Source organism: Candidatus Hydrogenedentota bacterium (assembly GCA_013359265.1).
In the GTDB taxonomy this organism is placed as follows: Bacteria; Hydrogenedentota; Hydrogenedentia; order Hydrogenedentales; family SLHB01; genus JABWCD01.
Genome location: JABWCD010000011.1, coordinates 40,218 through 64,087 on the forward strand (window position 1 = coordinate 40,218; position 23,870 = coordinate 64,087).

General features: G+C 60.6%; 20 protein-coding genes. 11 read left to right on the forward strand and 9 right to left on the reverse strand.

The window, feature by feature from the left end:
• Positions 1-204 precede the first annotated feature (204 nt).
• Entirely contained in the window at positions 205-2,052 is a 1,848-nt protein-coding gene (locus HUU46_11545; GenBank protein NUM54269.1) for a hypothetical protein, read from the forward strand.
• 213 nt (positions 2,053-2,265) lie between these two features.
• Here the strand turns inward: HUU46_11545 and HUU46_11550 are convergent, their stop codons facing one another.
• The 4 genes from HUU46_11550 to HUU46_11565 form a co-directional block, all read right to left on the reverse strand.
• A complete protein-coding gene (locus tag HUU46_11550; GenBank protein ID NUM54270.1) occupies positions 2,266-4,443 on the reverse strand; it encodes a heavy metal translocating P-type ATPase in 2,178 nt (725 codons plus the stop codon).
• A gap of 21 nt (positions 4,444-4,464) precedes the next feature.
• Positions 4,465-5,250, reverse strand: a complete 786-nt coding sequence (locus tag HUU46_11555) for a methyltransferase domain-containing protein (protein NUM54271.1) — start codon at positions 5,248-5,250, stop codon at positions 4,465-4,467.
• 164 nt (positions 5,251-5,414) lie between these two features.
• Positions 5,415-8,642 carry a choice-of-anchor D domain-containing protein gene (locus tag HUU46_11560; protein NUM54272.1) on the reverse strand — a complete coding sequence of 1,076 codons (3,228 nt, stop codon included), beginning with the start codon at positions 8,640-8,642 and terminating at the stop codon, positions 5,415-5,417.
• A gap of 432 nt (positions 8,643-9,074) precedes the next feature.
• Entirely contained in the window at positions 9,075-10,094 is a 1,020-nt protein-coding gene (locus HUU46_11565) for an alcohol dehydrogenase catalytic domain-containing protein (protein NUM54273.1), read from the reverse strand.
• Between the two features lie 186 nt (positions 10,095-10,280).
• Here HUU46_11565 and HUU46_11570 point away from each other — a divergent pair, with 186 nt between their 5' ends.
• From HUU46_11570 to HUU46_11615, 10 genes are all read left to right on the forward strand, one after another.
• Positions 10,281-10,508: a type II toxin-antitoxin system Phd/YefM family antitoxin gene (locus HUU46_11570; GenBank protein ID NUM54274.1), complete on the forward strand. Its 228-nt coding sequence runs from the start codon at positions 10,281-10,283 to the stop codon at positions 10,506-10,508.
• Positions 10,505-10,891, forward strand: coding sequence for a type II toxin-antitoxin system VapC family toxin (locus HUU46_11575; GenBank protein NUM54275.1), 387 nt, complete (start codon positions 10,505-10,507; stop codon positions 10,889-10,891). The genes HUU46_11570 and HUU46_11575 overlap by 4 nt, the downstream gene beginning before the upstream one ends.
• A 37-nt stretch (positions 10,892-10,928) precedes the next feature.
• Complete coding sequence (locus tag HUU46_11580) at positions 10,929-12,266, forward strand: Gfo/Idh/MocA family oxidoreductase (GenBank protein ID NUM54276.1); 1,338 nt, start codon at positions 10,929-10,931, stop codon at positions 12,264-12,266.
• Between the two features lie 193 nt (positions 12,267-12,459).
• Positions 12,460-13,383 (forward strand): prolyl oligopeptidase family serine peptidase, encoded by a 924-nt coding sequence (locus tag HUU46_11585; protein NUM54277.1) that lies wholly within the window; start codon positions 12,460-12,462, stop codon positions 13,381-13,383.
• Between the two features lie 499 nt (positions 13,384-13,882).
• Positions 13,883-14,809, forward strand: a complete 927-nt coding sequence (locus HUU46_11590; GenBank protein ID NUM54278.1) for a radical SAM protein — start codon at positions 13,883-13,885, stop codon at positions 14,807-14,809.
• Between the two features lie 373 nt (positions 14,810-15,182).
• On the forward strand, positions 15,183-15,785 hold the full coding sequence (locus HUU46_11595; GenBank protein ID NUM54279.1) for a DUF488 domain-containing protein: 603 nt from the start codon (positions 15,183-15,185) through the stop codon (positions 15,783-15,785).
• The gene (locus HUU46_11600; GenBank protein NUM54280.1) at positions 15,782-16,216 is read left to right on the forward strand and encodes a DUF488 domain-containing protein; all 435 of its coding nucleotides are present in this window, start codon (positions 15,782-15,784) and stop codon (positions 16,214-16,216) included. Before HUU46_11595 ends, HUU46_11600 begins: the two co-directional genes overlap by 4 nt.
• Positions 16,216-16,878 carry a hypothetical protein gene (locus HUU46_11605; GenBank protein ID NUM54281.1) on the forward strand — a complete coding sequence of 221 codons (663 nt, stop codon included), beginning with the start codon at positions 16,216-16,218 and terminating at the stop codon, positions 16,876-16,878. Before HUU46_11600 ends, HUU46_11605 begins: the two co-directional genes overlap by 1 nt.
• Before the next feature lie 69 nt (positions 16,879-16,947).
• On the forward strand, positions 16,948-17,283 hold the full coding sequence (locus tag HUU46_11610) for a hypothetical protein (GenBank protein ID NUM54282.1): 336 nt from the start codon (positions 16,948-16,950) through the stop codon (positions 17,281-17,283).
• A complete protein-coding gene (locus HUU46_11615; GenBank protein ID NUM54283.1) occupies positions 17,244-17,549 on the forward strand; it encodes a type II toxin-antitoxin system PemK/MazF family toxin in 306 nt (101 codons plus the stop codon). The genes HUU46_11610 and HUU46_11615 overlap by 40 nt, the downstream gene beginning before the upstream one ends.
• Positions 17,550-17,703: 154 nt before the next feature.
• Here the strand turns inward: HUU46_11615 and HUU46_11620 are convergent, their stop codons facing one another.
• From HUU46_11620 to HUU46_11640, 5 genes are all read right to left on the reverse strand, one after another.
• Positions 17,704-18,372 carry a TrkA family potassium uptake protein gene (locus HUU46_11620; GenBank protein ID NUM54284.1) on the reverse strand — a complete coding sequence of 223 codons (669 nt, stop codon included), beginning with the start codon at positions 18,370-18,372 and terminating at the stop codon, positions 17,704-17,706.
• Between the two features lie 15 nt (positions 18,373-18,387).
• Positions 18,388-19,770: a hypothetical protein gene (locus tag HUU46_11625; protein NUM54285.1), complete on the reverse strand. Its 1,383-nt coding sequence runs from the start codon at positions 19,768-19,770 to the stop codon at positions 18,388-18,390.
• A gap of 89 nt (positions 19,771-19,859) precedes the next feature.
• Positions 19,860-22,208: a glycosyltransferase gene (locus tag HUU46_11630; GenBank protein ID NUM54286.1), complete on the reverse strand. Its 2,349-nt coding sequence runs from the start codon at positions 22,206-22,208 to the stop codon at positions 19,860-19,862.
• Positions 22,209-22,340: 132 nt separating this feature from the next.
• Entirely contained in the window at positions 22,341-23,303 is a 963-nt protein-coding gene (locus HUU46_11635) for an alpha/beta hydrolase (GenBank protein ID NUM54287.1), read from the reverse strand.
• On the reverse strand, positions 23,266-23,586 hold the full coding sequence (locus tag HUU46_11640) for a twin-arginine translocation signal domain-containing protein (GenBank protein ID NUM54288.1): 321 nt from the start codon (positions 23,584-23,586) through the stop codon (positions 23,266-23,268). Before HUU46_11640 ends, HUU46_11635 begins: the two co-directional genes overlap by 38 nt.
• Positions 23,587-23,870 lie beyond the last annotated feature (284 nt).

Genomic DNA, 23,870 nt, shown 5'->3' on the forward strand with positions numbered 1-23,870 from the left:
CAACTGTGGCGTTCGCGCCGCACCGCGTTTTCGCGGCGAAAATCGTAGAAATGTCCAGAAGTTCGTAGTTTCCTCTATTGGCCCGCAAACAGCCGGTATCTACACTATTCAAATGACCGCCGGGTTCTCGGGGGAGGGCCCGCCGGAACGCGCCGCGGAGCGGCCCGAGCCGCCACGCGGGGCAACTTTTTGGGGGAATACCGTATGAGCAAGCACACCGTTCCAAAGCCCGCCCTTTTCGTTTCAATTGCTGTACTGCTGTTGATTCTCGGCGCAGGGTGTCCGACGAACTCGCCGCCTGACCCGGACCCCGATCCGGATCCCGATCCCGACCCCGCGCCGAGCCTGACGCTCGAAGCGGATGTCACGGACTTGGACCCGGGCCAGACCGTCACAATTCGCGCCGTGTCGACGGACAAGGACGACACGGTGTTTACGTGGTGCGTGAGCAATACGTCGGTGTGCGCGCTTTCGGCGGAGAAACTCGAGGCGGGCGATTCGGTCACGCTGACCGCGGTCGGCGGCGGCGGCGCGATTGTGATGGCGACCGGTTCGCACAGCGGAATGGCGGGGTCGATCGAGTTTGCGGTCTCCGGCCCCGCAATCGTCTCGCACGCCGGCCGATACACCGCATACGAGGGCGCGAAGACGTGCGCGCCGTGCCATCCCGGTAAGGCCAGCGAGGTTCATGCGTCGGTCCACTACCAGTGGAACGGCCCATCACCCGATGTCGTCGGTTCGGACAGCGGCGGGAAGATGACCGGCATGAACGATTTTTGCACGTCGCCAGGCATCAATTTCATCGGACTGCTGACGAACCTGCAGGGCCAACAGGTGAGCGGCGGCTGCGCGCAATGCCACGTCGGCATGGGTTCCAAGCCGACGCTCGATCTAACGCAGGCGCAACTCGACAACGTTGACTGTCTCATTTGCCACTCGCGCGATTACCGGCGGAAAGTCGTGTCGGAAAACGGCGTGTTCAAGTTCGCCGTGGACGAAGCGGCAATGCCGGTACCGATGCTGCAGGCCATCACGACGATTCAGCCGCGCCCGAACGATACGTGCATCAAGTGCCACGCCTTCGCCGGCGGCGGACAAAACAACAAGCGCGGCGACATTGAAGCGGCGCACTACAACGCAACGCGCGAGTTCGACGTACACATGGCGTCCGTCGAAAACGGCGGCGCGGGACTGTTGTGCATCGATTGCCACGTCTTCGATGAGCACAAAGTGCGCGGACGCGGCGTCGACCTGCGCGCGACAGATTCGGAAATCGCGCTGCACTGCACGTCGTGCCACGACGAGAAACCGCACAATAACGACCAAATCGACCGCCACACGGGCCGGCTCGAGTGCACGGTCTGCCATATCCCGGAATTCTCACGCGGGAGTTCGACCGAAATGTACCGCGACTTCAGCGTCCAGGAAGTCAACACGGTGCGGCAACTGTATGAGCCCGCGCTGACGCGGCAACAAAACGTGTTGCCGGAGTATCGCTTCTTCGACGGGCTATCGTATGTCTATTCCGCCGGGCAGGCCGCCGAGGTGGACCCCGAGACCGGCTTCCTTTCGATGGCGCGGCCCGTGGCAAACATCGACACCCGGCATGCGAAACTGAACGCGTTCAAAGTTCACTACGGCTACCAGCCAATCGACCCCGTAACCAACAAGTTCATACCGTTGAAGATGGGGATCTACTTCCAGACGACAAATATCGACGGCGCGATAACAACGGGCGCAGCACAATCCGGGATCGCGTTGCCGCAGGGCTACGAGTTCGTGGAAACGCAGCGGTATATGGGACTGTTCCACGAGGTGGCGCCGGCCGAAAATGCGCTGGGGTGCGCGGACTGCCATTCGGGCGGCTCGCGGATGGACTTCGACAAATTGGGGTACGCGCCAAAGACGGAGTATCTCGGCGAACCGTTGTGCGTGGTATGCCACCAGGACCAATCGAACGATTGGGACGAGGACGAGTACTTCTTCGAGGTACACGAAGAGCACGTCGCGGAGAACAATATGGATTGCCGCTTCTGCCACACGTGGAAGTGATGCGTTAGCCGGGCATTCGACGGTGAAATGGCGCGTTGCCGGCTCGATTCAAGCAGGGACCGGCAACGCGCCATACGTTTGCGACTTCGTAGTGGTCACTTTGAGGGAATTCGAGTGCTCGATTACGAGTGACGATGAGGCGGAGCATCATCTCGATGCGAAACGAAGCGAGAATGATGTCCGTTTTCTCGTGCTATCCGATCTCGACGTTCGCTAGACCGACGAGGGCGTACCGCGAAGTAACCGTAGCGAATTGAATATGACGACGAGCGACGCGCCCATGTCCGCTGCGATTGCCATCCACAACGTCGCGACGCCCGCAAGCGCGAGCGCGAGGAAGGCCGCTTTCACGCCCAACGCGAACACGATATTCTGTCGAATGGTGGCGCGTGCCCTGCGCGCGTGGCCGATCAGCCACGGCACGCGCGACAGGTCGTCGGACATGAGCGCAATGTCGGCCGTCTCGATCGCCGCGTCGGAGCCGATGGCCGCCATGGCGATGCCGACGTGTGCCGCGGCCAATGCCGGGGCGTCGTTGACGCCGTCCCCGATCATCGCAACGGTGCGGTATCGCTTGGCAAGTTCCTCCACTGCGTTGACCTTGTCCTCCGGTAACAGTTCCGCTCCGAAATCGTCCGCCCCCACGGCGTCGGCCACGTCGTGCGCGGTACGAAAATTGTCGCCGGTCAGCATCTGGATGTGCGCGACGCCTAACCGTTTCATCGCGAGGACGCTGTCTCGCGCGTTCTCGCGCAGCGTGTCCGCAAGGCCGATAAATCCGACCACCTTTGCGCCAATTCCCACGGCGACCACGGAATGGCCCGCGTCTTCAAGCAATACCGCGGTCTCGTGAAACGCACACTCGTCCGCGCTGACTTCGTGGAGCATGCGATGGCTTCCGGCCCAACAGAGTTCCCCATCTATGCGCGCCTGTATGCCGCGCCCCGCAAGCATTCTCACCTCGCCTGCGGGCGGCACCCGTACGCCGTCCACGTGCGCGCGAGCGACAATTGCGCGGGCAATGGGGTGGTCACTGTTGGATTCGAGCGCCGCGGCGAATGCGAGTACGTCGCGTTCTGTGTGACCGTTGATCGGCACGATGCGCTGAACGCCCACTTCACCGCGCGTCAGCGTTCCCGTCTTGTCGATGGCGGCCGCATCAATCAATCCCGCCTGCTCAAGATACACGCCCCCCTTGATCAGCACGCCCGCGCGGGCGGCCGCCGCCAAACCCGCGACATTGCTTACCGGCGTCGAAATGACCAGCGCGCACGGGCACGCAATCACCAGCACGACCAGCGCCTCGTAGAACCACCGCTGCCAATCGCCGTCCAATGACGGAGGCACAACCGCAATGCCCAAGGCGAGCGCCATCATGGCCGGGGTGTAGTAGCGGGCAAACGTCTCTACCCACTGCTCGCTTTTCGCACGCCGGGATTGCGCCTCCTCGACCATATGAATCGTCCGCGCAAGCGTTGTGTCCGTTGCCGCGCGCGTGACACGCAGCGCGATCGCGCCTTCGTTGTTAATCGTGCCCGCGTACACCGTGTCGCCGACGGTCTTCGCAACCGGCATCGATTCACCGGTGATCGGCGCTTGGTTCACCGACGTGCTGCCCGCTTCAACCGTGCCGTCGAGCGGGATACGCTCGCCCGGGCGCACAATAACTTCCGCACCAACTGCTACGCTGTCGATGGACTTTTCCTCTTCGCATCCGTCGTGAGGACAGCGGACGCGCGCCGTCTGCGGCGCCAGCTCCATCAGCGCGCGGATCGCGTTGCGCGCACGGCCTACGCTCCACGATTCCATGAGTAACGCGAGCGAAAACAGAAACGCGACGCTTGCCGCTTCAAACCATTGGCCAAGCAACACCGCGCCGATCACCGCGACCGTCATCAGTAAGTTCATGTCCGCGCGCATGCGCCGCGCCGCGCTGAAGGCGCGCGGGAAAACAAACCATCCACCGCCGAGGATCGAAATTGCGTACAACGCAATCGAGTCGAATCCGGGAGCGATATCCGATGCATCCGCAAGCGCGGGGAGCAGGCCCGTGCTGCGCGCATGGAGCGCTAATCCGGCTATCGCGGCGGCGCCACTGATCGCGCACGTCGCACCGCGGCCATATCGCGTCCACCAGGTCTCGTGGTCTTCCCGCGCCCGCGCGGCGATTGCTTCGTCCCACGGTATCGCCGTGAGTCCCGCGGCAGATACAGCGCGGATCACCTGGTCAGCGTCAACCGCAGGGGCCCCTTCGCAGATCGTCATCTTCGCGCTGAGCAAATCGAAACGAAGTCTGTCCGCATCGTCTACCAAGGGGCCAACGGTCTGGCGCAATGCCGCAATCTCCTCGGCGCAATCCATGCCGAGGATTTTGTATGACTGGGGCGACATGTTGGTGAGTATACAAGAGGGCTAATGGAGGGACGGAGTCGATAGGCTCGAATCGGCAGTCTGGCCGCTACTACTCGTTTGCGTCACCGTTTCGCGCGCGGCGGGCGCGGACGGGAACACGGCGGATCGCGGTGTACGAAAGACGAGCAGGTTGTTGTAGTACCACGATTGCACGTGGCCGGATTCCTTCCACGCGGCGCGCCATCGTGCGGTAAGCGGCCAATCCAACACGCGATCGCGCGCGCCAAACTTCTCAATCCAATACTCGTGCGGTTGTTCGTTGACGTGGTCGGTGCCGCCCTGCCCGGGAGGCGCGGCCGTAAACACGATCGTCCTGCCGAGCTGCACGAGCAAATCCACGTAGCGCTCCGCGGCAGGCTCGGGAATGTGTTCGGCAACTTCCATGCTGACGGCCACATCGAACGGCTGTCCCGCGTCGAACGAGTCGTTTGCGATGTCGAACCGCCGCACATCGAGGCCGCGCTTCCGGCAAATCTCCCTCGCGGCCTCCGCGAATTCGAGACCCGATACGACACAACCGGCGTCGCGCAGCGTTGCGAGAAGCGCGCCCGTGCCGCACCCGACGTCGATGACGGACCGCGGAGCGAGATCGCCCATGATACTCGCGGTGATGTCCGGTGCGCTCTCCAATGCGGGTCCATCGATGTCCCGCGCGAAGTAGTCGGCGTCGTACGTAAAGTCCCGCGGCAACCACGCGGATTTTAGCCGGGCGACGGCCTCGCGGCCCAGGAGCGCGCGCGCAACATGGCGAATTGGTCCGCGCAGGTAGGGGTACAATCGCCGCATGACGGCATTCATACGAAGGCCGCCGCGTGTACGAGCAAGCGCGTACGATCAAACGAATTCATTCAACCCCCGCCTAAACACGATGCGAACGAGCATTGTCGCGCGCCGCTTCGGCGCGCCCGTCGGTTTCCGTAGTCCTTCGCGCGGTGGCCAAAGCCCGCGCTCTATGCCGGTCGCGTATTCCGCCGTTTGCGGATGATCGCAGCGCCCAATGCCGTCAACACCGTCGTCAACGCCGCCGCGCCCCCCACGGGCAGGCTCACGCCATCCGTCGGGTCCGTTCGGAAGATGAATTCCTGTATGTTCTCGTGCCCGTCGTTATCGAAATCGTCGAATGGTAACACGTCGTCGAAGGTTTGAATCCAATCGTTCGTGGGGTCGCTGTCGTTTTGCGCAGCGTCGATAATCATTTGCTCGAAATTGTCGCCCATACCGTCGCCATCGGTATCGTTCCAATCGAATGGATTATTCGGAAACGCGTCGAGCGACGCCGGTACACCGTCGCCATCGTCGTCACCGACGCCATTTCCGACCAGTTGAATGGTAACGATCGGGTTATCGGGATCGGTAGTCGCAATCTCATACGTCGCGGACTTCGAGCCGTTTGCGGTCGGCGAGAACCGCCACTGGAACTGCACGCTCGACCCGGGCGCGACGCCGTTGATCGGCAGCGCGGTGAGCAATTGGAACACGCTCGGATCGCCGGCAACGGCGGTAATTCCCGTGATATCGCGCGGGCCGCTCGTTGTCGCCTCGTTCGTGACCGTCATGTTGCTGGTCGTGGTCAGCGAGACTTCCGTGTCCGGAAACACAAGCGTCGGAGGCGCGGCCGTGATCCCCGACTTCGTGCTCCACGTGAGCACGGTCAGCGACTTGGACGGCAGCGTCATCGCATACGGATTGCCGAAGTCCGTAATCGCCGCGGTCGTGTAATCGAGCAACTGTGCGTCTTCGTTGGTCGCGTTGATGTCGCCGGGCGCAAACTGGTACATCGTCGCGACGCTTTGCGGGGTCCTCGCGTGCTGCAACACGATCGAATGCGACAACGTCAAATCGAGGTTGTATAGAACGACCGAATGGTCGAACCCGTCGTGATATGCAAACGAATTGACGACCGGGAACGTTTGCGCTTCCGGCAGTCCGTTAATGGCCCCGATCGTTCGTGTCGGAATCGCCCCGGAATGCGTCGTCTCGACCAGGTTCCCAAACATGGCCTTGTTCACCATCTCGACGCCAAGCCACGTCGGGCGTTTTCGGCGCGTGCCTTCGATGTCGCGCAGCATGCCCCATACGCGGACATAGTCGCCGTTTTCGTCGCGGAAACTGAATCCTGATGCAGTGAACGCACACTGCAAATTCATTCCGAGGTCGCGCTGGAAACACATCATATATAGCGGCAGCGCCAGCGCGCCGGAAGCCCCCGCCGTGAAGGGATCGCGGATGGAACTGGGAATGTTGCCGCCCGTCGTGTGGTAATTGATTTCGTAGATGCTCATCTCGGTGTCCGTGCCATACGCATCGACGATCTGTTTGCTCGTGTACGCCTTGCTCAACGGCGTCGCCAGGGCGCGTGCGAACAGCGGATAGTAAATCTCTTCCTGCGTGTTCCACGTCCCGAGGGCGCCGAAATACGGCGCCAGGGCGATCGAATCATGCGCCGTGCTTTCGTCCATGATCTCGCCTTGACGGGCCGGCGCTCCATTTTGGCCGCCGATGATCAGGTCGAACTTCGAGTCATCGAAGAAGGGACCGGACCGGAGAATCGTGAAGCGGTCGTGCGCGATTTGTCCCAGCCGTTTACCACCCAGAAGCGACGCGCCGAAGAACGGGTCTGAACCCGATGCGGCGCCCCACAACTCGTTCCCGTACTCCAGATGGATTTTGGAGAAGACCGTTGTCCATGGTTCGTTCTGGCCCAACGCCGCGCGCTCGAGCGCATACGGATGCCCCGAAGACACCGGCGCGCACAAATACGCGGAAAGGTTCTGCAATTCCTCCGGACTAAACGTCGGCGGAATTACGTACCAGGGCTCGGCGTCGACTTCCTGGCACAACTCGAGGAAATCGTGCAGCGAGTATCCCCAGTAAGTCGCCTTGCGCTCGTGGGGACGCCACCCCGTCACCTTGCGCGCGAACTGGTCGGCCAGTTCGTTATCGAGCGACGCGCCGAACTGGGTGCGCCAGTCGCGCAGCACGCCGGGCTTGAGTCCCTTCAGCAGGTTTACGAACCGATCCGTGAACTCCGTCGGGTTCGCGTGGTCGGACTTGTAGAGCGCCATATCGTCAAGCCAGATTTCCGCATTCGGCGTCAGAATGTTGACGTTCAACACCAAAATCGGGTGATAGTCGGTCGCGAGATACGGCCCTAATTTGTCCGCCCCAGGCGCCACGCTGAAATCGTACGTGTATTTCTGCCATTGGTTCGACAGCGTGACGACCCGGTTGATAAAGCTTCCCTCGCCCTCGCGGTTGAACCGGACGCGCATCTGATCGCCGTTGTTCTTGCCTTTGGCCCAAAACTCGATGCGCCAATTGCCTTCGATAATCATCAGCTTGCCGGCCTCGAACTGACTATCGCGCCAGTAACTGTCGAAGTACGTGCTCGATACGGACATCCAGTCCGCGCCCGGCCACGTCGCGTGCAGCGACTGCACACCCGGGCTCCCGGGGCGTTTCGTGGACGAATCCGCGTTCGACGCGGGCGTCTTCGTGCCGAAGCTATTCGAGAATTGTTGGCGCACAAAGACCACGCTCCACTGGTCGGGCACGGCGCCCGCGGAGTCGAAATTGTATAGATAGCGGCCAAATGCGTGGCCGAACGAGGTAACAGTGCCCCGCCGCCCCTTGGCCGAGCCGTACACGATTTCGTAATCCGCGCCGTCCCAAAACCCGATGGGCTGGCCAATGTTGAGCGAATCGTTGTTCCATGCCGTGTCCCAGAAATCCTGCAACACCTGGGTGCTATTCGCCGGGACCATGGTGTGAAAAACCATCCCGTACTCACCCGACTCGAAACCGGGGTTCGGAATGATGTTCTTCATGTACTGGGACGCCGCGTAGCTTTCGGGTCCACCCAGATTCACGCCGAGCCTGCGCACATTGGACATGACAGGCGTCTCCGACAGTTGAATGATCGTGTCGGCTTTTGAATCGCCGCTTTGCGCGGCCGCAGACAGCGTCAGCAGTACGCTTAGAACTCCGATCGCCAGGCGACTCTGATTCCTTCCCCGATGGAAAAGCCGCGCGGCGACCACCATCGCGAAGCGGCTGCTGGCGTTACCCCCAGTACCCGCGTGCCCCCGCGTCGCTATCGCCCCCAACGGCGCCGCGGCAACCGCGTTGAAGACTCCCTGACAAAACAGCTTCCCAACCCGTCCCCAAAAAAACGACATGATGCTACCTGGCTCCTTGAGACGGCGGGCTGCGCGGGGGGAAGCTTGCCGGTACCGAACAACACGAGCACACCGCGTCCGTACTGCGTGGTTTGCGCGCCAGCTATACGCGCCGGGAAATACCCCCGAAGTCCCCTCGGGGACTTCCCACGACCACCCAAACACCTACACCGATCTGTCGGCCATCCCAAGCCGCCGACGAAAGATCAATCGGCGATATTATGCCACAAGCATACCCGATTACGCCAGTGAAATTTAGGAGGTCAACCTATCGTAACTTCCTCATTCGCAGCGAGTTTCGCCGAAATCGCAGGTTTCGCCAATTGACAAGTCTGAACGCCGAAACTCGGACCAGGGGCACTTGCTTGGATAGGCCATAGGCACATCGCGACTTAGCGCGCAGCCATCTCGCATGGCACTCCCGGCAGGCCTTCAGCCGATCGTGAGCACGACCCGGAAACGGGCCTTTCCGCTCATCATGCGCTCGTACGCCTCGTTCACCTTCTCCAAAGGATACGTCTCGTTCATCGAGTGGACACCGGTGAGGGCGCTGAACTCGAGCGTGTCTTGTGCATCAATCGATGTGCCCGAGTACCAGCCCTGAACGGACCGTTTGCCCATGATCAACGCAAGCGCCGAAACGGGAAGGGGCTCGGGTGGCGCGCCGACGACCATCATCGAACCGTGCGGCGCAAGCCCGCCGATCATGGCGGACATCGCATCCGCGTTGGTCACAGTGGCCAACACGATGCGAGCGCCGCCCAGTTTCTGCAGCGCTTCCGCAGGGTCACCGGCCTGGCTGTCTATGTAATGGTGCGCGCCCAACTTCAGCGCAAGCGGTTCCTTATCCGCGCCGCGCGCAACCGCCACCGTGCGGAACCCCATCTTCGCCGCGTACTGCACGCCAAGGTGCCCCAGCCCACCGATGCCAAGTACCGCCACCGTGTCGCCCGGCCGTGCCCCGGAGTTGCGCAATGCATTGAACGTCGTCAGGCCCGCGCACATCAGCGGCGCCGCTTCCACGGGCGACAGCGCGTCGGGCACCAATGCGACACCATTGGCGTACGCGATCAAGTATTCGCCGTAACCGCCGTCAAACGAAATCCCGGTCACCTTGGGTACCGCCGCGCACGTGAAGAAATCGCCACGGCGGCACCAGTCGCACACGCCGCAGTGCCATCCATGCCACCCCACGCCGACACGCTGGCCAACGGTCCACCGCTCCACGCCCGCTCCAACAGCATCGATAACACCCACCACCTCGTGCCCCGGAACGCGCGGATACTGGATTCCTGGCCAGTGGCCTTCCTTTGCCATCGCATCGCTGTGGCAAATGCCGCAAGCTTGGACCTTGACCCGGACCTGCCCCGGGCCCGGCGCCGGAATCTCCCGCTCGACTATCTCGAATGGTCCGCCCGGACGTGTGATTTGGGCTACGCGCATAGCTGGCATGGAAAGACTCCTTAATGGATTGGGGTTAGATTCGGAAACATTGCCGCACGTCGAAACATTTCGTAGAGGAAAAATGTTTGCTCCCGCCTGATGGAACGCACCAAAATGCGGCCGGGTTTGCGCATCCGGTACCTTTGGGCTAGACTTCAACATGGAGTTTGACTTCGCAGGAACAAAGGTTCGCCCATGACTACCATCACTTTGGAACAGGCCCAAAAAAGTCTCTCGGAACTCATTGACGAAGTGGCGCTGGGGGAACACGTAGTCATCACGCGGGATGATGTACCCGTAGCTGAATTAGTCCCGATTTCCCGGCCAAAGCCACGACCCGTCTTTGGCAGCGCCAAGGGATTGATCAAAACGTTCGACAATTTTGAAGACCCCCTGGACGATTTTCGGGAATATACAGATTGAATTTGCTGCTCGACACGCACGCGGCGGTCTGGTTTCTTGAGGGCAACGACAAGCTTAGACCGACCGCGCGACAATTCATTGGCGATCCGAACAACAATTCGTTTGTGAGTATCGTAAGTCTATGGGAAGTTGGAATTAAGCTGAGTGCGTCCAAGCTGGAATTGAAGAGTCCATTCGAGGAAGTTTTCCCTGGGGAGCTTGACCGGAACGGAATTGCGCTACTTCGACTCGAAATCGCGCATATAGCGCGCGCAACATCGTTGCCGTTCTATCATCGCGATCCATTCGATCGGATGCTGGTTGCGCAATGCCTTGTCGAGGGCTTGTCAATCGTCAGCGCCGACGCCGCGCTTGACGCGTACGGCGTTTCCCGGTTTTGGTAACGTTTCCTGTTTTCGAAAAAACGGAGGTGGGCTTCAAATGCGCACAATCAACCGGCGGGAATTCATCGGCAAAACCACGAAGACGGCGCTGGCGACCGCCGCGGCATCGACGTTTTCCATTAACGTACTCGGCGCGAACGAGCGCGTCGTGTTATGCGTCGCGGGGATTCATGGGCGGGGCAGTTGGCTCGCGGCAGAGTTCGCGAAACGCAAAGACGTCCACGTCAAGTACCTCGCCGATCCGGACAGCCGACTCTTCCCCGGCATGATGAAATCGATCGAGGACGTGGGCGGCGGCACTCCAACCTGCGTGCAGGACTTCCGCAAGGCGCTCGATGACCCGGAAGTCCACGGCCTCGTCAGCGCTACGCCGAACCACTGGCACGCGTTGAGCACCGTGTGGGCCTGCCAGGCGGGCAAGGACGTATACGTCGAGAAACCCACGTGTCACAACATTTGGGAAGGCCGCAAGATGATCGAGGCGGCGCGCAAGTACAACCGCGTCGTCATGTGCGGCATGCAGAACCGAAGCGCGGAGTATTGCTTCCAGGCCGCAGACTACATCAAGTCCGGCAAACTCGGCGAAGTGCATTTCGTGCGCGTGCTGAACAGCAAACCGCGCGGCACCGTCGGCCACCGCGAAGACACGAACCCGCCCGAGGGCGTCGATTACGATTTGTGGCTCGGCCCCGCGCCAAACCGTCCATTCAACGAAAACCGATTCCACTACGCGTGGAACTGGTTCTGGGATTTTGGCGCGGGCGACATCACGAACGACGGCTGCCACCAGGTCGATATCGCGCGGTGGATTTGCGGGCTGACCTGTCCGAAATCGGTCTATTCAAGCGGCGGAATCCAGTACTTCAAAGATGACCAGGAAACGCCGGACACGCATTCCGTCATCTGGGACTTCGACGGCGTGACGATGGTCTACGAGCAGACGCTATGGACGCCGTATATGCGCAAGATGCCCGTCGAGCAGCGTGTCCTCGATATCATTCCCGAATGGGCGTGGAGCGGAACCCGCTTCGAGGTTTATGGCAGCAAAGAGTTCATGTTCTTCGAGCGGCACGGCGGCGGCTGGCAGACTTTCGATTCGGATGGCAAACCGAATGTCACGACGCAAGGCGGATTCGCGAACCCCGAGCACATGGGCAACTTCATCGATTGCATCCGCTCGCGCAACATGCCGAACGGCGATATCGCCGAATGCCACCTCTCGACAAGCCTGTGCCACTACGCCAACGCGTCGTACCGCGTCGGCCGCAAACTCATGATCGACGCCGCGACCGAGACCTTCGTCAACGACGACGAAGCCAACGCACTCCTCAAACGCGAAGGCCGCGAACCATACCGGATTCCCGAGGTCGTGTGAACAAAGCCACATCCCCCTGAATCCCCCTTCAAAAGGGGGACCTCAAGAATTGCAGGAGGATGTCTTTGACGTTGGTCTTAAGTCCCCCTTTTGAAGGGGGATTCAGGGGGATGTTCTTCCCTTCACCCGGAACAAAATTCGGGGCGCCGTGTTCGACCTATCTGCAAACACCTCCGGCAGAGGAGTTGGCAAGATGCGAACCCGTATTCACGTCCTGTTGTTCACCTTGGCTTCCTCTTTACCTGTCATTGCAGCCCACTCCATTGACCCGGCAGCGCGTGAATCGAGTTCGCCGGGGTCGATTGTTCACGGCGGCGTCGAACGCACCTACCGTATATACACGCCCTCCGGCAACGGCCCATTTCCCGTTGTCTTCGTGTTGCACGGACTTCGCGGCGACGGCAAGGGCATGGAACGCTACACGCAGTTCACAAAGCTCGCCGCGAAGGAAAACTTCATCGTCGTATATCCCGACGGCCTTGACCGCAAATGGAACGACCGCTCCTACAAAGCCGGTTCCACCGACGACGTCGGCTTCATCTCCGCGCTGTTGGACTACATCGCGTCCACGCACACCATCGATCCCGCGCGCGTCTACGTCACCGGCGCATCGAACGGCGGCATGATGGCAAACCGGCTCGCGTGCGACATCGGCAACCGTTTCGCCGCGATTGCGCCCGTCATCGCAGGCATCCCCTACCTCGTCCAGCGCCAGAGTAGAAGCGCATCCGCAATGTCCATCTTGCTCATCAACGGCACGGACGATCCCCTCGTTCCCTTCGGCGGATCATCCACCGGCCGTTCCCGCGTCAGCATCGTCACCGCGCTGCAAACCGTAGACTTCTGGGTCGCGAAAAACGGCTGCGCCACAACACCCACCGTCACGCTGCTTCCCGACACCGACCCAAGCGACGGCACGCGCATCGAGCGCAGCATCTACACCCCGGGCGCGCCCGGCGCAGAAGTCGTCTTCTACGCCGTCCAGGGCGGCGGCCACACCTGGCCCGGCGCCCCGATCCAATACCTGCCCGCTGGCCTCATCGGGAAAACGTCGCAAGACATCGACGCGACAGAAGTCATCTGGCAATTCTTCAAAAAGCACGCCCTGCCGCAATAACGCGACCTCCTGCCCCACGAGGCCAGACCTATCCCCTCGTTGCGAAATTTCCATTTCCCAATGCCCTCTTCGTTCCCTCGTTGCGAAATTTCCATTTCGCAATGCCCTCTTGCAAAGCTCTGCTTTGACCTCTCTCGATCTACTCAACGCACGTAACACCTGATCCTGCTTCACCCCCTACAAAGCGCTGACGCTCGGCGGCAACGCGAAGAATTCGCATTGCTAATCGAAATTTGTCAATTAAACAGAGATCGTATCGCAGCACGAAGAAGTACACGGCAGGCCGATATCGGCAAAAGTATAACCCTCGTCTCCCAACCGGCCCTTCGACTCCGGAGTGCAACACACTGGGCTAGGAAATAGAAGACGTGGCCGGCTCGACCGCCGCCGATGGAAGGAAACGGCAATGCCCGTTCGATTTTTCCTTCGCGCGGGTATCTGCTAAAATCTGTCTCCTTGGTGGTGATAGCCAACCAGCGGTTCACGTAGGAGCGATTTCGTGCGCCATCCGCTGACGCCGGGTCCGCCCCGGGTCCAAATACAAACGCAGGCCGGATGCAACGGCCGTTGTGTGTTTTGTCCGAACGAGCAGGTATTGAAATCTGACCTCGAGCACGGCCGCATGCCGCTCGAGATGTTCCAGAAGATTGTGGACGACCTGGCGAAGACCCCCCCGCGCCGCGTCGGCATGTACATGCAGAACGAGCCGCTGCTCGACAAGCGCCTGCCGGAATTGACGAAGTACGTGACCGAGCGCATCCCCGGCGCCAAGACCCAGGTCATCACGAACGGCACGTACCTGTCCGAGAAGGTCGGCGAGGCATTGCTCGATGCGGGTCTCAAGCAACTCAAATGCAGTCTGCAGTCGCTCGACCCGGAAACGAACCGGGAGATCATGGGCTATGACAGCCGCAAGGTGATCGAGAACTGCATTACGTTTCAAAAGCTCATCAAAAAGAAAAAGTCAAAAATCGACTTCCGCGTGTCGATGGTCGTCACCAACAAGAACGTCGACGAAATTCCCAAGACCCGGAAGTTCTGGGCGAAGCACGGCGTGCGGCTCGTCACGTCCGCGCTTGAGAACCGCGGCGGTAACATCGCCGACGCCGAACAACTCAACGTCGGCGAGATGCGCTCGATGGGCAACTGCATCCGCCCCTCCCGCGACATGATGATCCTGTTCAACGGCGACGTGCCGTTGTGCTGCGTCGATTGGCACCGCACCTACATCCTCGGCAATGTATACACGCAGAGCGTGCAGGACGTGTGGCGCGCCGCGCCCGTGACGCAGGTGCGCGACGCTCTCGCGGAAGAAGACACCTCGAAGATGCCGGACATCTGCCGCAACTGTTCCGAAAGCGCCTGCCCCAACGCCCACCGCCGCGGCCTCCGGGGCATTCTCAGCCGCTTCGCCGCCGTCTTCTAGTGTCTTGAACCCCAAATTCGTTCGAAAAGTCGAACGCCCGTAGAGGTTGTGCAGGAGTTCGAATGCTCGATTACGATTACGATTACGAGCACGCGCACGACAAATGGTGCGGATTTCAAACTCACGACACTAGGCGGCCCCATCATATGAGCTGGCCAATCGTGTTTCGCATTACCCCAACGGGGTTCCACCCCGCAGCGTATCGACCCTGCCCGCTTGATCTGCGCACGCTCCGCATTACCCCAACGGGGTTCCAGCGCGCAGCCCGGGGTTGCGGCGCGCTTCGCGACGCTACCCCGGGTTCCGCCGCACCCATATACCGCACCAACCCTGAAAGGGTTGCGGCATTCACGCCGTGCACCGCCGCGCCCATATGAATACCCTCTACACCATCGGCCACTCGAACTACGAACCCGCGCAGTTCCTTTCCCTGCTCGCCGCGCACGGCGTATCGGCGATCGCCGACGTTCGCTCGAGCCCCTACAGCAAATTCGTTCCCCAGTACTCGAAGGAAAACCTGCAACACATGCTGCGCGAGGCGGATATCGGGTACGGCTTTCTCGGGCGCGAACTCGGCGCGCGGCGTGATGAAGAAACATGCTACGTCGGCGATCAAGCGCGCTACGATCGCATCGCCGAACTGCCCATCTTCCGCGCGGGACTCGACCGCGTCATCGAGGAGTCGCAAGACCGGTCAATTGCATTGATGTGTTCCGAGGCCGATCCGCTCACATGCCATCGCACCATTCTCGTGTGCCGCGCATTGCGAAAGTTGCACCCGTCCCTGCCCATCACGCACATCCTTCCCGATGCCTCGGGCGAAACGCACGAAGATGCATTGGAACGTCTCGTCGCGCTGCACAAGCTCGAACCCGAACTGTTCGGCGAGTTGAGTTCGCACGACGGATTGATCGAGCGCGCGCAGGACTTGCAGGCGGAGCGCATCGCGTACACGCGCGAGCCGGTGGAAACATGAAGCTCTTCACCATCGGTTTCACGAAGAAATCAGCCGAAGAATTCTTCTCGCGGCTCCAACACGCGGGTGTGCGCCGTATTGTCGATATCCGGCTCAACAATACGTCGCAGCTTGCGGGGTTCGCCAAGGCCGACGATCTGAAGTACTTCCTCAAAGCCGTCGCGAACATCGATTACGTCCACGTCCCGGAGTTATGCCCGACTCAGGACATTCTCGATGCGTTCAAAAAGAACAAGGGCGATTGGGCGGATTACGAGCGCGACTTCAACCGCCTCATCGAGGAGCGCCGCATTTCGGAGACCGTTTCCCGCGAATTGCTCGACGGCGGCTGCCTCCTGTGCAGCGAAGACACGCCGGAGCACTGCCACCGCCGCCTCGTCGCCGAACACCTGCACGCCCACTGGGGCGGCGTGGAGATCGTCCACTTGTAATGATGACGCCACTCATCGTGCTCGCCAACTCGTGGAAGCACCACGACTATTGCATCGCCGGCATCAACCCCGAGACCGGCAAGTGGGTGCGGCCCGTTTCCGGCCTGAACGATGGGCGAATTCCAAAAGACTCGATGCAGTTGGACGGCTATTTCCCGCTGTTGCTGGATGTCATCGAAGTGCCACTGGCCGACGACGGTCCGGACTTCGGCTTCGAGCGCGAGAACCGCAGCATCCTGCCGGGAAAGTGGCGACTGTTGGGCCGCGCGACAGTCGCCGATCTGATGGTTTTTGCCGAGACGCCGCGCGTCATCCTTCACAACGAACTGCGGTACGTGACCATCGAGGACATGCAACGGAAACCGTTCAAGGATCGCGCCACGCTGCAATTGATTCACGTCGAGTCGTTTGCGGCTAAGCGCATGCAAGTCATCGAAAAGAACTATTGGAGCGGCATCCTCAAGTCCGGCGACAACACCATCAATCCGCGCATCACGGACCCGGTCTACCACGAGAGGTTGAATTCCGGACATCCCCCCTCCGGCCCATGTTTGCTCACAGCAAGTCTCAGCATGCCCTGGGTACCTCCCGGCTGGAAGGAAACCAAATCGCCGCCCTGCTGGAAGCTAATCGCGGGGGTGATTGAACTGCCATTTCGATGATCTGAGATACCAACCAAAGTTATGGCATAATGTTCGGTAGACAATGGCCTGAACCTCGAGGAATTCCAAGTGTCTGTTGTTAAGAAGACATATGCCCTTCCATCAAGAACTGTCGCGCAGTTCGAGTCGGCAGTGAAGCCGGGTCAGCGAAGTGCGATGTTGGCGAGACTTCTGGACGAATGGGTGGAACGGCGGCGGCGATCGAAGCTTGCGCGTGCCGTCGTCGAAGGCTGCAGGGATATGGCGGATGTGTACCTCGAGGTCGAGCGTGAATTCCATCCGTTGGAGGAGGAGTTAACACGTGGCAAGAAGCGCCGCGCGAAGCCCAAAAACGCGGTGACGTCGTCCGCGTCCGACTGGACCCGGTGGAAGGGTCCGAACAAGCAGGGCAGCGTCCCGCGATAATTCTCTCGCCCGACCTCATAAACCACCACTCACCCGTAGTTATCGTGGCTTCGGTAACCAGCAAAAAGACCGATCGCGTGCATCCGTCTGAGGTTCGAATTGAAGCAGGGCAAGCGGGCCTGAAGATTCGGTCCAAAGTTTTGCTCATGCAAATCCGATCGATTGATAAACGAAGAATTGTCGGGAAGTACGGAAAGGTCGGCTCGAGCATCATGCAAGAGATTGAGGAAGCCCTTAGAATAGCCGTTGGACTTACTCCTTTTTAGGCCCCCCAATAAGGAACGGTCCCAGTCGTGTCCCGGTAAGAGATACAGCGCGCAGCACAAGACTGCGATGCGATTCTCGGCGATTCTCGGCGCCCCCCAGCTATTTGATTTCGGCTCTTCGTCATACCGCGTGTCACAATGAGTCCCCACTTTCCTACTCGCCGAAACTCGAAACAAACGCGTCAAGCGCCTTCGACCTGCCCAATACCACGAGTACATTTCCTGCCCGCAGCGGTTCATCGGGCGACGGAACGATCTGGACGTCCTGATTAGCATCGTCCTGGCGAATGGCGACCACGACAACGTCGTGTTTCTTTCGGATACGCAAGTCAGCGAGCGTCTTTCCCACCCAGCGTTGGGGACATTGCAGTTCGGCAATATCGACATCGTGGCCGAGCGACACGTGGTCGGTGAGTTTGGGGTGTAGCAGTTTTTCCGCGAGATACCGCGCTAGATCGCGTTCCGGAAACACGACGGATGTCGCGCCGATCGCGCGGACCACCTGCGCTTCGAGGTCCGAATCGACGTGCACGATGATCTCCTGGACTCCGCGCTTCTTGCACATAAACGCGCCCAGTACCGTTATCTCGAAATTCCGCCGCAATGCAAGAATCGCCACGTCCACCTCGAATACGCCCGCATCGTCCAACGCCTGTTCATTGGCGACGTCAACGCAAATCGCCTGCGTCGACGTGTCCTTCACGCGGCTGACAGCGTCCTCGTCTTTGTCGAGCGCGATTACATCGGCGCCGCCTTCGTACAGCGATCGTACAAGCTGCGCGCCAAGCGTGCCTAGGCCGACTACGGCAAAGGTGCGTTTCATTGTGGGTACTCCCAATCATCCGATATTCAAATTGTCTTCCGGGTACGTTAATTCCGAAGGACGTGTCGGGCCAATCAGCGACGTGGCGAGCATCAGCGGCCCCAGCCGCCCTACGAACATGCACGCGATAATGACAAGCTTGCCGATGATTGTGAGATCGGGCGTCACGCCGGTCGAAAGGCCGACTGTGCACAGCGCGGAGACGACTTCAAAGAGACACTCGAGAAACCGCGCGCGATTGAGATGGTGTTCCGGTCCGGAAAGTTCGCTGACTTGGAGGATTGTCGTGGCGGCCGCCGTAGCCACCAGAAAAGCCGCCAACACAATCATGGCCTTCGCGACCGTTTCCTCGGGTATCGTACGTTTCAGCAGTTCAACGCGATCGCGGTTCCTCACTCGCGAAGCCAGCAGCGCTGACATCGTCGCCAGCGTTGTCGTCTTCACCCCGCCGGCGGTCGACCCCGGCGAGCCGCCGACCGCCATCAATATGATGACAACCAAAAGCGTGCCGTTCGTGAGATGCCCTGTGGAGATTGTGCTGAATCCCGCCGTGCGCGACGTGATGGATAGAAAGAGGCTGTCCACGGTGCGCTGCGCGATGCTTCCGGACGAAGCAACTCCGCCGGCCTCGAGCAACAAGACTGCGAGTGCGCCTGCCACAATGAGCATGGCGGAAGTGACAAGAACGACACGGCTGTGGTACAGCAAGCGCCGTCGCGTGCCCCGGAACCCCGCACTGATCCACCCGCCAACGTCCGTCAACACCAGAAAACCAAGCCCACCCGCCACAATCAATATCATCATGACGACACTAACGAATGCGTCCGTGCGGTACTGCTCGAGATTGTCGGGGAACAGGCTAAGGCCCGCGTTGCAGAACGCGGAAACAGCGTGAAACGCGCCCAACCACAGCGCACGCGGAAAGGAATGTTCCGTCATAAACCGATACGTCAACGCCGCCGTGCCGATCCCTTCGATCGCCGCCGCGTATGCGACGACGCGCACCAATAGCCGTGGCGCGGAAATGGACGGCAGCGCGCCAAGCGACTCTTGCACAAGTTGCCGCTGTTGCGCCGTCATCCGCCCCGTCTGAACGTAGAGCATGAAATTGGAGAACGTGAGAATTCCGATTCCGCCAAGTTGAATCAGAATGAGTATTACCGCCTGGCCAATCGGCGAAAACGACGCATCGATGTCCCGCACCGCGAGGCCGGTGACGCATATCGCCGAAGCCGCGGTAAACAGCGCGTCAACAATCGACGTCGCGATGTCCTCATCGTCCCACGTGCGAGCGGCATACAACAGGCACGCGCCTACCCCGATTGCGCCCGAAAACGACATTACAAGCAGGCGTGGCGGGGTTATTCGGCCGGTCAGTCTCCTCAGTGCTTCTGCCATCGCTTGCGGCCCCCCGGCATCATGCTAATGCGGCGATCCGCTTCAAAACATCATATCGCGCCGGCGGCCGTCGTGTCTCCTCGACCCCGCTAAAAGTGCTTCGTTGTTCCGTACCACTGGCTGCCGCCGTGATCGAGGTGCAGCACCGGCAGGCCGGACAGGCGCACTTCCTTGCCGTACTTTCCCTGGAGCGCCATGCCAAACCACATATCGGCGCCTTCGAAATGATCGAGCTCCGCGTATTTCACTTCGTCGAAAAATTCGCGCTTGAAACATTGAAAAAAACCGACCGGCACGCCGTGCGCTTCTCGATAGCGGTATTCGCCCCCGCTGTTCACGAGTTGGTCCCACTCGTCCCACGGCCGAATCTCGCCGGTGAGAATCTTCGCCGTGGTTTCCTTGCTCAACATCAAACGGCCGTCACCCGCCACAAAATTGGCAGAGTCCGACACTTCGTCGATTCGCGCGAACATTGTCGGCGCGATTACGATGTCGGCGTCCATCAAGACGATCCACTCGCCGGACGCCATGCTCGCCGACTCGTTGATCATAAAGCCTTTCGCGTTGGCGTTCTGCGCGGGGAACGGCGACCGCACAATGCGCAGGCCGGGATAGGTCAGGCGCATGCTGTCGATGAGATCGTCCGTTGCGTCCAGTCCCGGAATGTACGCGATGATGACTTCGATCTTGCCCAAGTCTATGTCGCGCTGGTGGGCAATGGCGCGCAGCATCGCCTGCAACCGCCGCGCATACCGCGAGTTCACCACGATGATCGAATACTTTATGCCCTCCGCATGCGGGACGTGCGTGTGCTCGCCGCGCCATATCTTCACGAATTGCGTGACAATCTGCGCGTCGATGTTCCACGCGGCAATGCGGGGGTCCAGCCGTCCGCCGAGCCGCATCGGGACGTAGAACATGCCCTCGAATTCCACGGGCCGGACCGGCTTTCCGTCGCGCAGCAACACATAGTGCCCGTCCGCCGCGACGTGCAGCACGACCGTGTGCCGGTACCCCTCCATCGGACAGAGCAACTTGCAGTGCCGCCCGAAACTGAGCCCGATGTACTCCGCGATGCCGCCGCCGAACGTTACGCTGATCGTGAACGGCGGTTCGACGTATTCGAGTTGCGTACTCTGCTTTTCGGTGTTCGTGATGGAATGCCAGCGCACGCCGCCCTCGAGATGTTCCCACGGCGCGCCGACCACCGTATATTCGTACGGCATGATCTGGCGGTCCGGCGCACGGTTTTCGACGACGGCGTTCGCCTCCTTGACGAGTGCTTCCTCTCCGGCGGTACGCTTCAATCGCTGTTCGTCAATCGCGTCGTAGTACTTCGGTTGCGCCAACGCGAAGTGCATCGGCGACACTACAAGCTCGCCGCCAACTGCGTTGAGATCGAGGCCCGGCAGCGCCCGCTTGAACTCGGGCGTGTCCCGGTCGCAGATGCGCCGCAAGCTGCACTTCGAGCAATTCGGTCCGAGCGTCTTAGTCTCGTGCGCGCGGACTTTCTCGATTTCGCGCGCAATCTGCTCGATGGTTTGCCCGCTGACTTTCGGCTTCAGGTAGCGGTTGCGGAGGTGCCGCGTCAGTTTGTGCAGCGCCGCGGACCAACCATAGACGAGACGCATTTGCAGCAGCAGGCGCAGCAACACGGCATCCACAAACGACCGCTGAAACGTCGACCGCGCAAGCAGAATCAACATGATCTTGCTTACCGCGGCGGGCGCGTTGCGGTAGATGTTCAGCGCCTGTTCGTAGGACGCCTTTGTGTACTGTTGGTGATCGAGATGAAACTGCCGCGCGTTCAACACATTCGCGCGGCGCTGTTCGTCGAACTGGCAAAACGGCACGCGAAGCAAGTTGCACTCGATACCGGCGGATTCGAGCTCGAGCGCGAGCGTCTGCATCGCGCCGATGGACGCTCGACTCTGCGCGCCGCTGCCGCCGCGCGCGGGCGGTGTAAATGGGTCGAACGCGGCGACGTTCACGGACACAATGCGGTGCTCGATTGCGCGCGCGACGACAGCATTCGCATCCGAAACATGCGCGGGCAATTGCAGGCGCGCGGGCAGACCCGCTTTCGTGCAGGCCGCCAGCCAGGCATTCAGGTTTGGCGCGTCCGCATTCGCGGGCACAAGAAACGCGTCGAGCAGTCCATCGTCCTTGAGCTTGGCGAGGTCGGGCGGCGGCGTCGCGCAGTCCGTGCGCAACGACAAGCGCAAGTCCCACTCCCGCGCCGCTTCGATGAAATCGGCGACGCGCTCCGCCGAGTTGCCGTGCGCCAGCGCGTCCACTTTCTCGACATTGAAAACAAGCCGGTTCAGCCGCAACCAGCGCCGGAGATCGATATCGCCAAACGGCTTACCCCATTGGTTGTGGAGCGTCATTAGGCCGCGAACCGGCGGGACGCGCTGGTCTTCAACTCGCAACGGCACGGCAGGCTACACCCTGTCGCGGAGTAACCGCGCCCATAAAAACAGGTGGAAAATGGCCGAAAAATGCATAGACCGCCATGATAGCGGCCACGCGCGCGACGAATCAAAGCGTGGCGTGGCGTCGGCTGCGCTTCATCTGCGGCCCGTGAGGTGGCGCTGCATGAAGTCCCACGTCACTTCGACCAGCGATTTGCCGTCGACTGTCGCCGCCCACGCACCGTGACCGAACCCCGGCAGGATGTGCAGTTCAACCGGTACGCCCGCCGCTCTGCACTTCTCGCTCACGAACTCGGACGCGGACGGTGGCGTATTTACGTTCTTGTCTTCCTGTCCATGAAAGAGCAGAACGGGTGGATCGTTCTTGTCAATCGCGTCAGAGAACAGCGCCGCGGAACCCCAACACGACGCGCATGCATTGATCCGCGACGACACGCCAGGATGGTTTTCGCGCGCGATCGTTTGGCCCGGGACGTCCGACATAAACCGCGTCTCATCCGTAAACGCCACCGCAAGCACCGTAATAGCGCCCGCCGACCCGCCCAATGCGCTTAAACGATCGGGGTCGATGCCGAACGCCGTCGCGTTGCTCCGCACCCACCGCACCGCCGTCTTCGCATCGACAAACGCCGCGTGAATCGCCGCGGCGCGCGCCCGGTCGTCACCCGTGAATGCTGCCGTCTCTGGCGGATTGTCGCGCTGCATGCGATAGTTGATCGAGAAGCAGACGAAACCGCGCGCCGCGAAATACTGCGCGAAGTTCACCATGTTCTTGTCGCCCTTGTCTCCCTGCCGAAAGCCCCCGCCGTGGACGAGGATCAAAGCCGGCTTATGAGTGTCGTCGCAATTCGCCGGAGCATAGACATCGACCAGAAGGGGCTGGCGCGCGGGGTTGCCATTTGCGTCACGTACCGTCCCCACGCCGTAGGTGGCATCGCGCGTGACCTGCACAGTGTAGTCCGCCTCCGCGCGGCCGGCGTCGACTGGAAGCAGTAGCAGCATGAACCCAATGGGGTGTGCCAAGGAGGAAAACGGGCGCCGCTGCAACAATCGGTGGAGACTAAAGATCGTGGCGAAGATCGGCAACAAGATTGCCATTCGGGAAGAGCGTATCGAATAGCTGCCTGCTGATGATGAGTTGCACAACGTAGGAATGATCACCCTTGTGCGCACGCCCGCGCTTCGCGGCCAAGAACGTCTTGTACAACTTGTTGAAATTGTTCTTCTTCGCCGCGTTCGACACATGAATACCGCGCGCGGAACGTTTGAACACCTTCACGCCGTTCGTGAGGTTGGGGCGCGGACACCCCATTGTCACCGTTGCACCGGCGACAGCGGTAGAAGACAGAAAAGCCCGCCTGGTAACCTTTTTCACCTTCATACGCACAATCCAAACGTATACCCACGCGCGTGTGCGCGCGTTGCCCTTTTAAGGGGGCGGAGGGGCCCCGGCCTACCCCTGTCGGCTAGTCATCTCTGACAGGCCCTTTACCCTGAGGTCGACATTTTTCGTTGCAGCACGGGGATCGGTGAGTTTCCGGTGCTCTCAACACTCCAACACTTAATGCGATAGCGACTCCAACCTTTTGACAGCGAAGACTCCAACGCAGACGTGATTGTGCCTCACCTTTCGACTCAGACACCTCCTCAGACCGCAGTGTTACG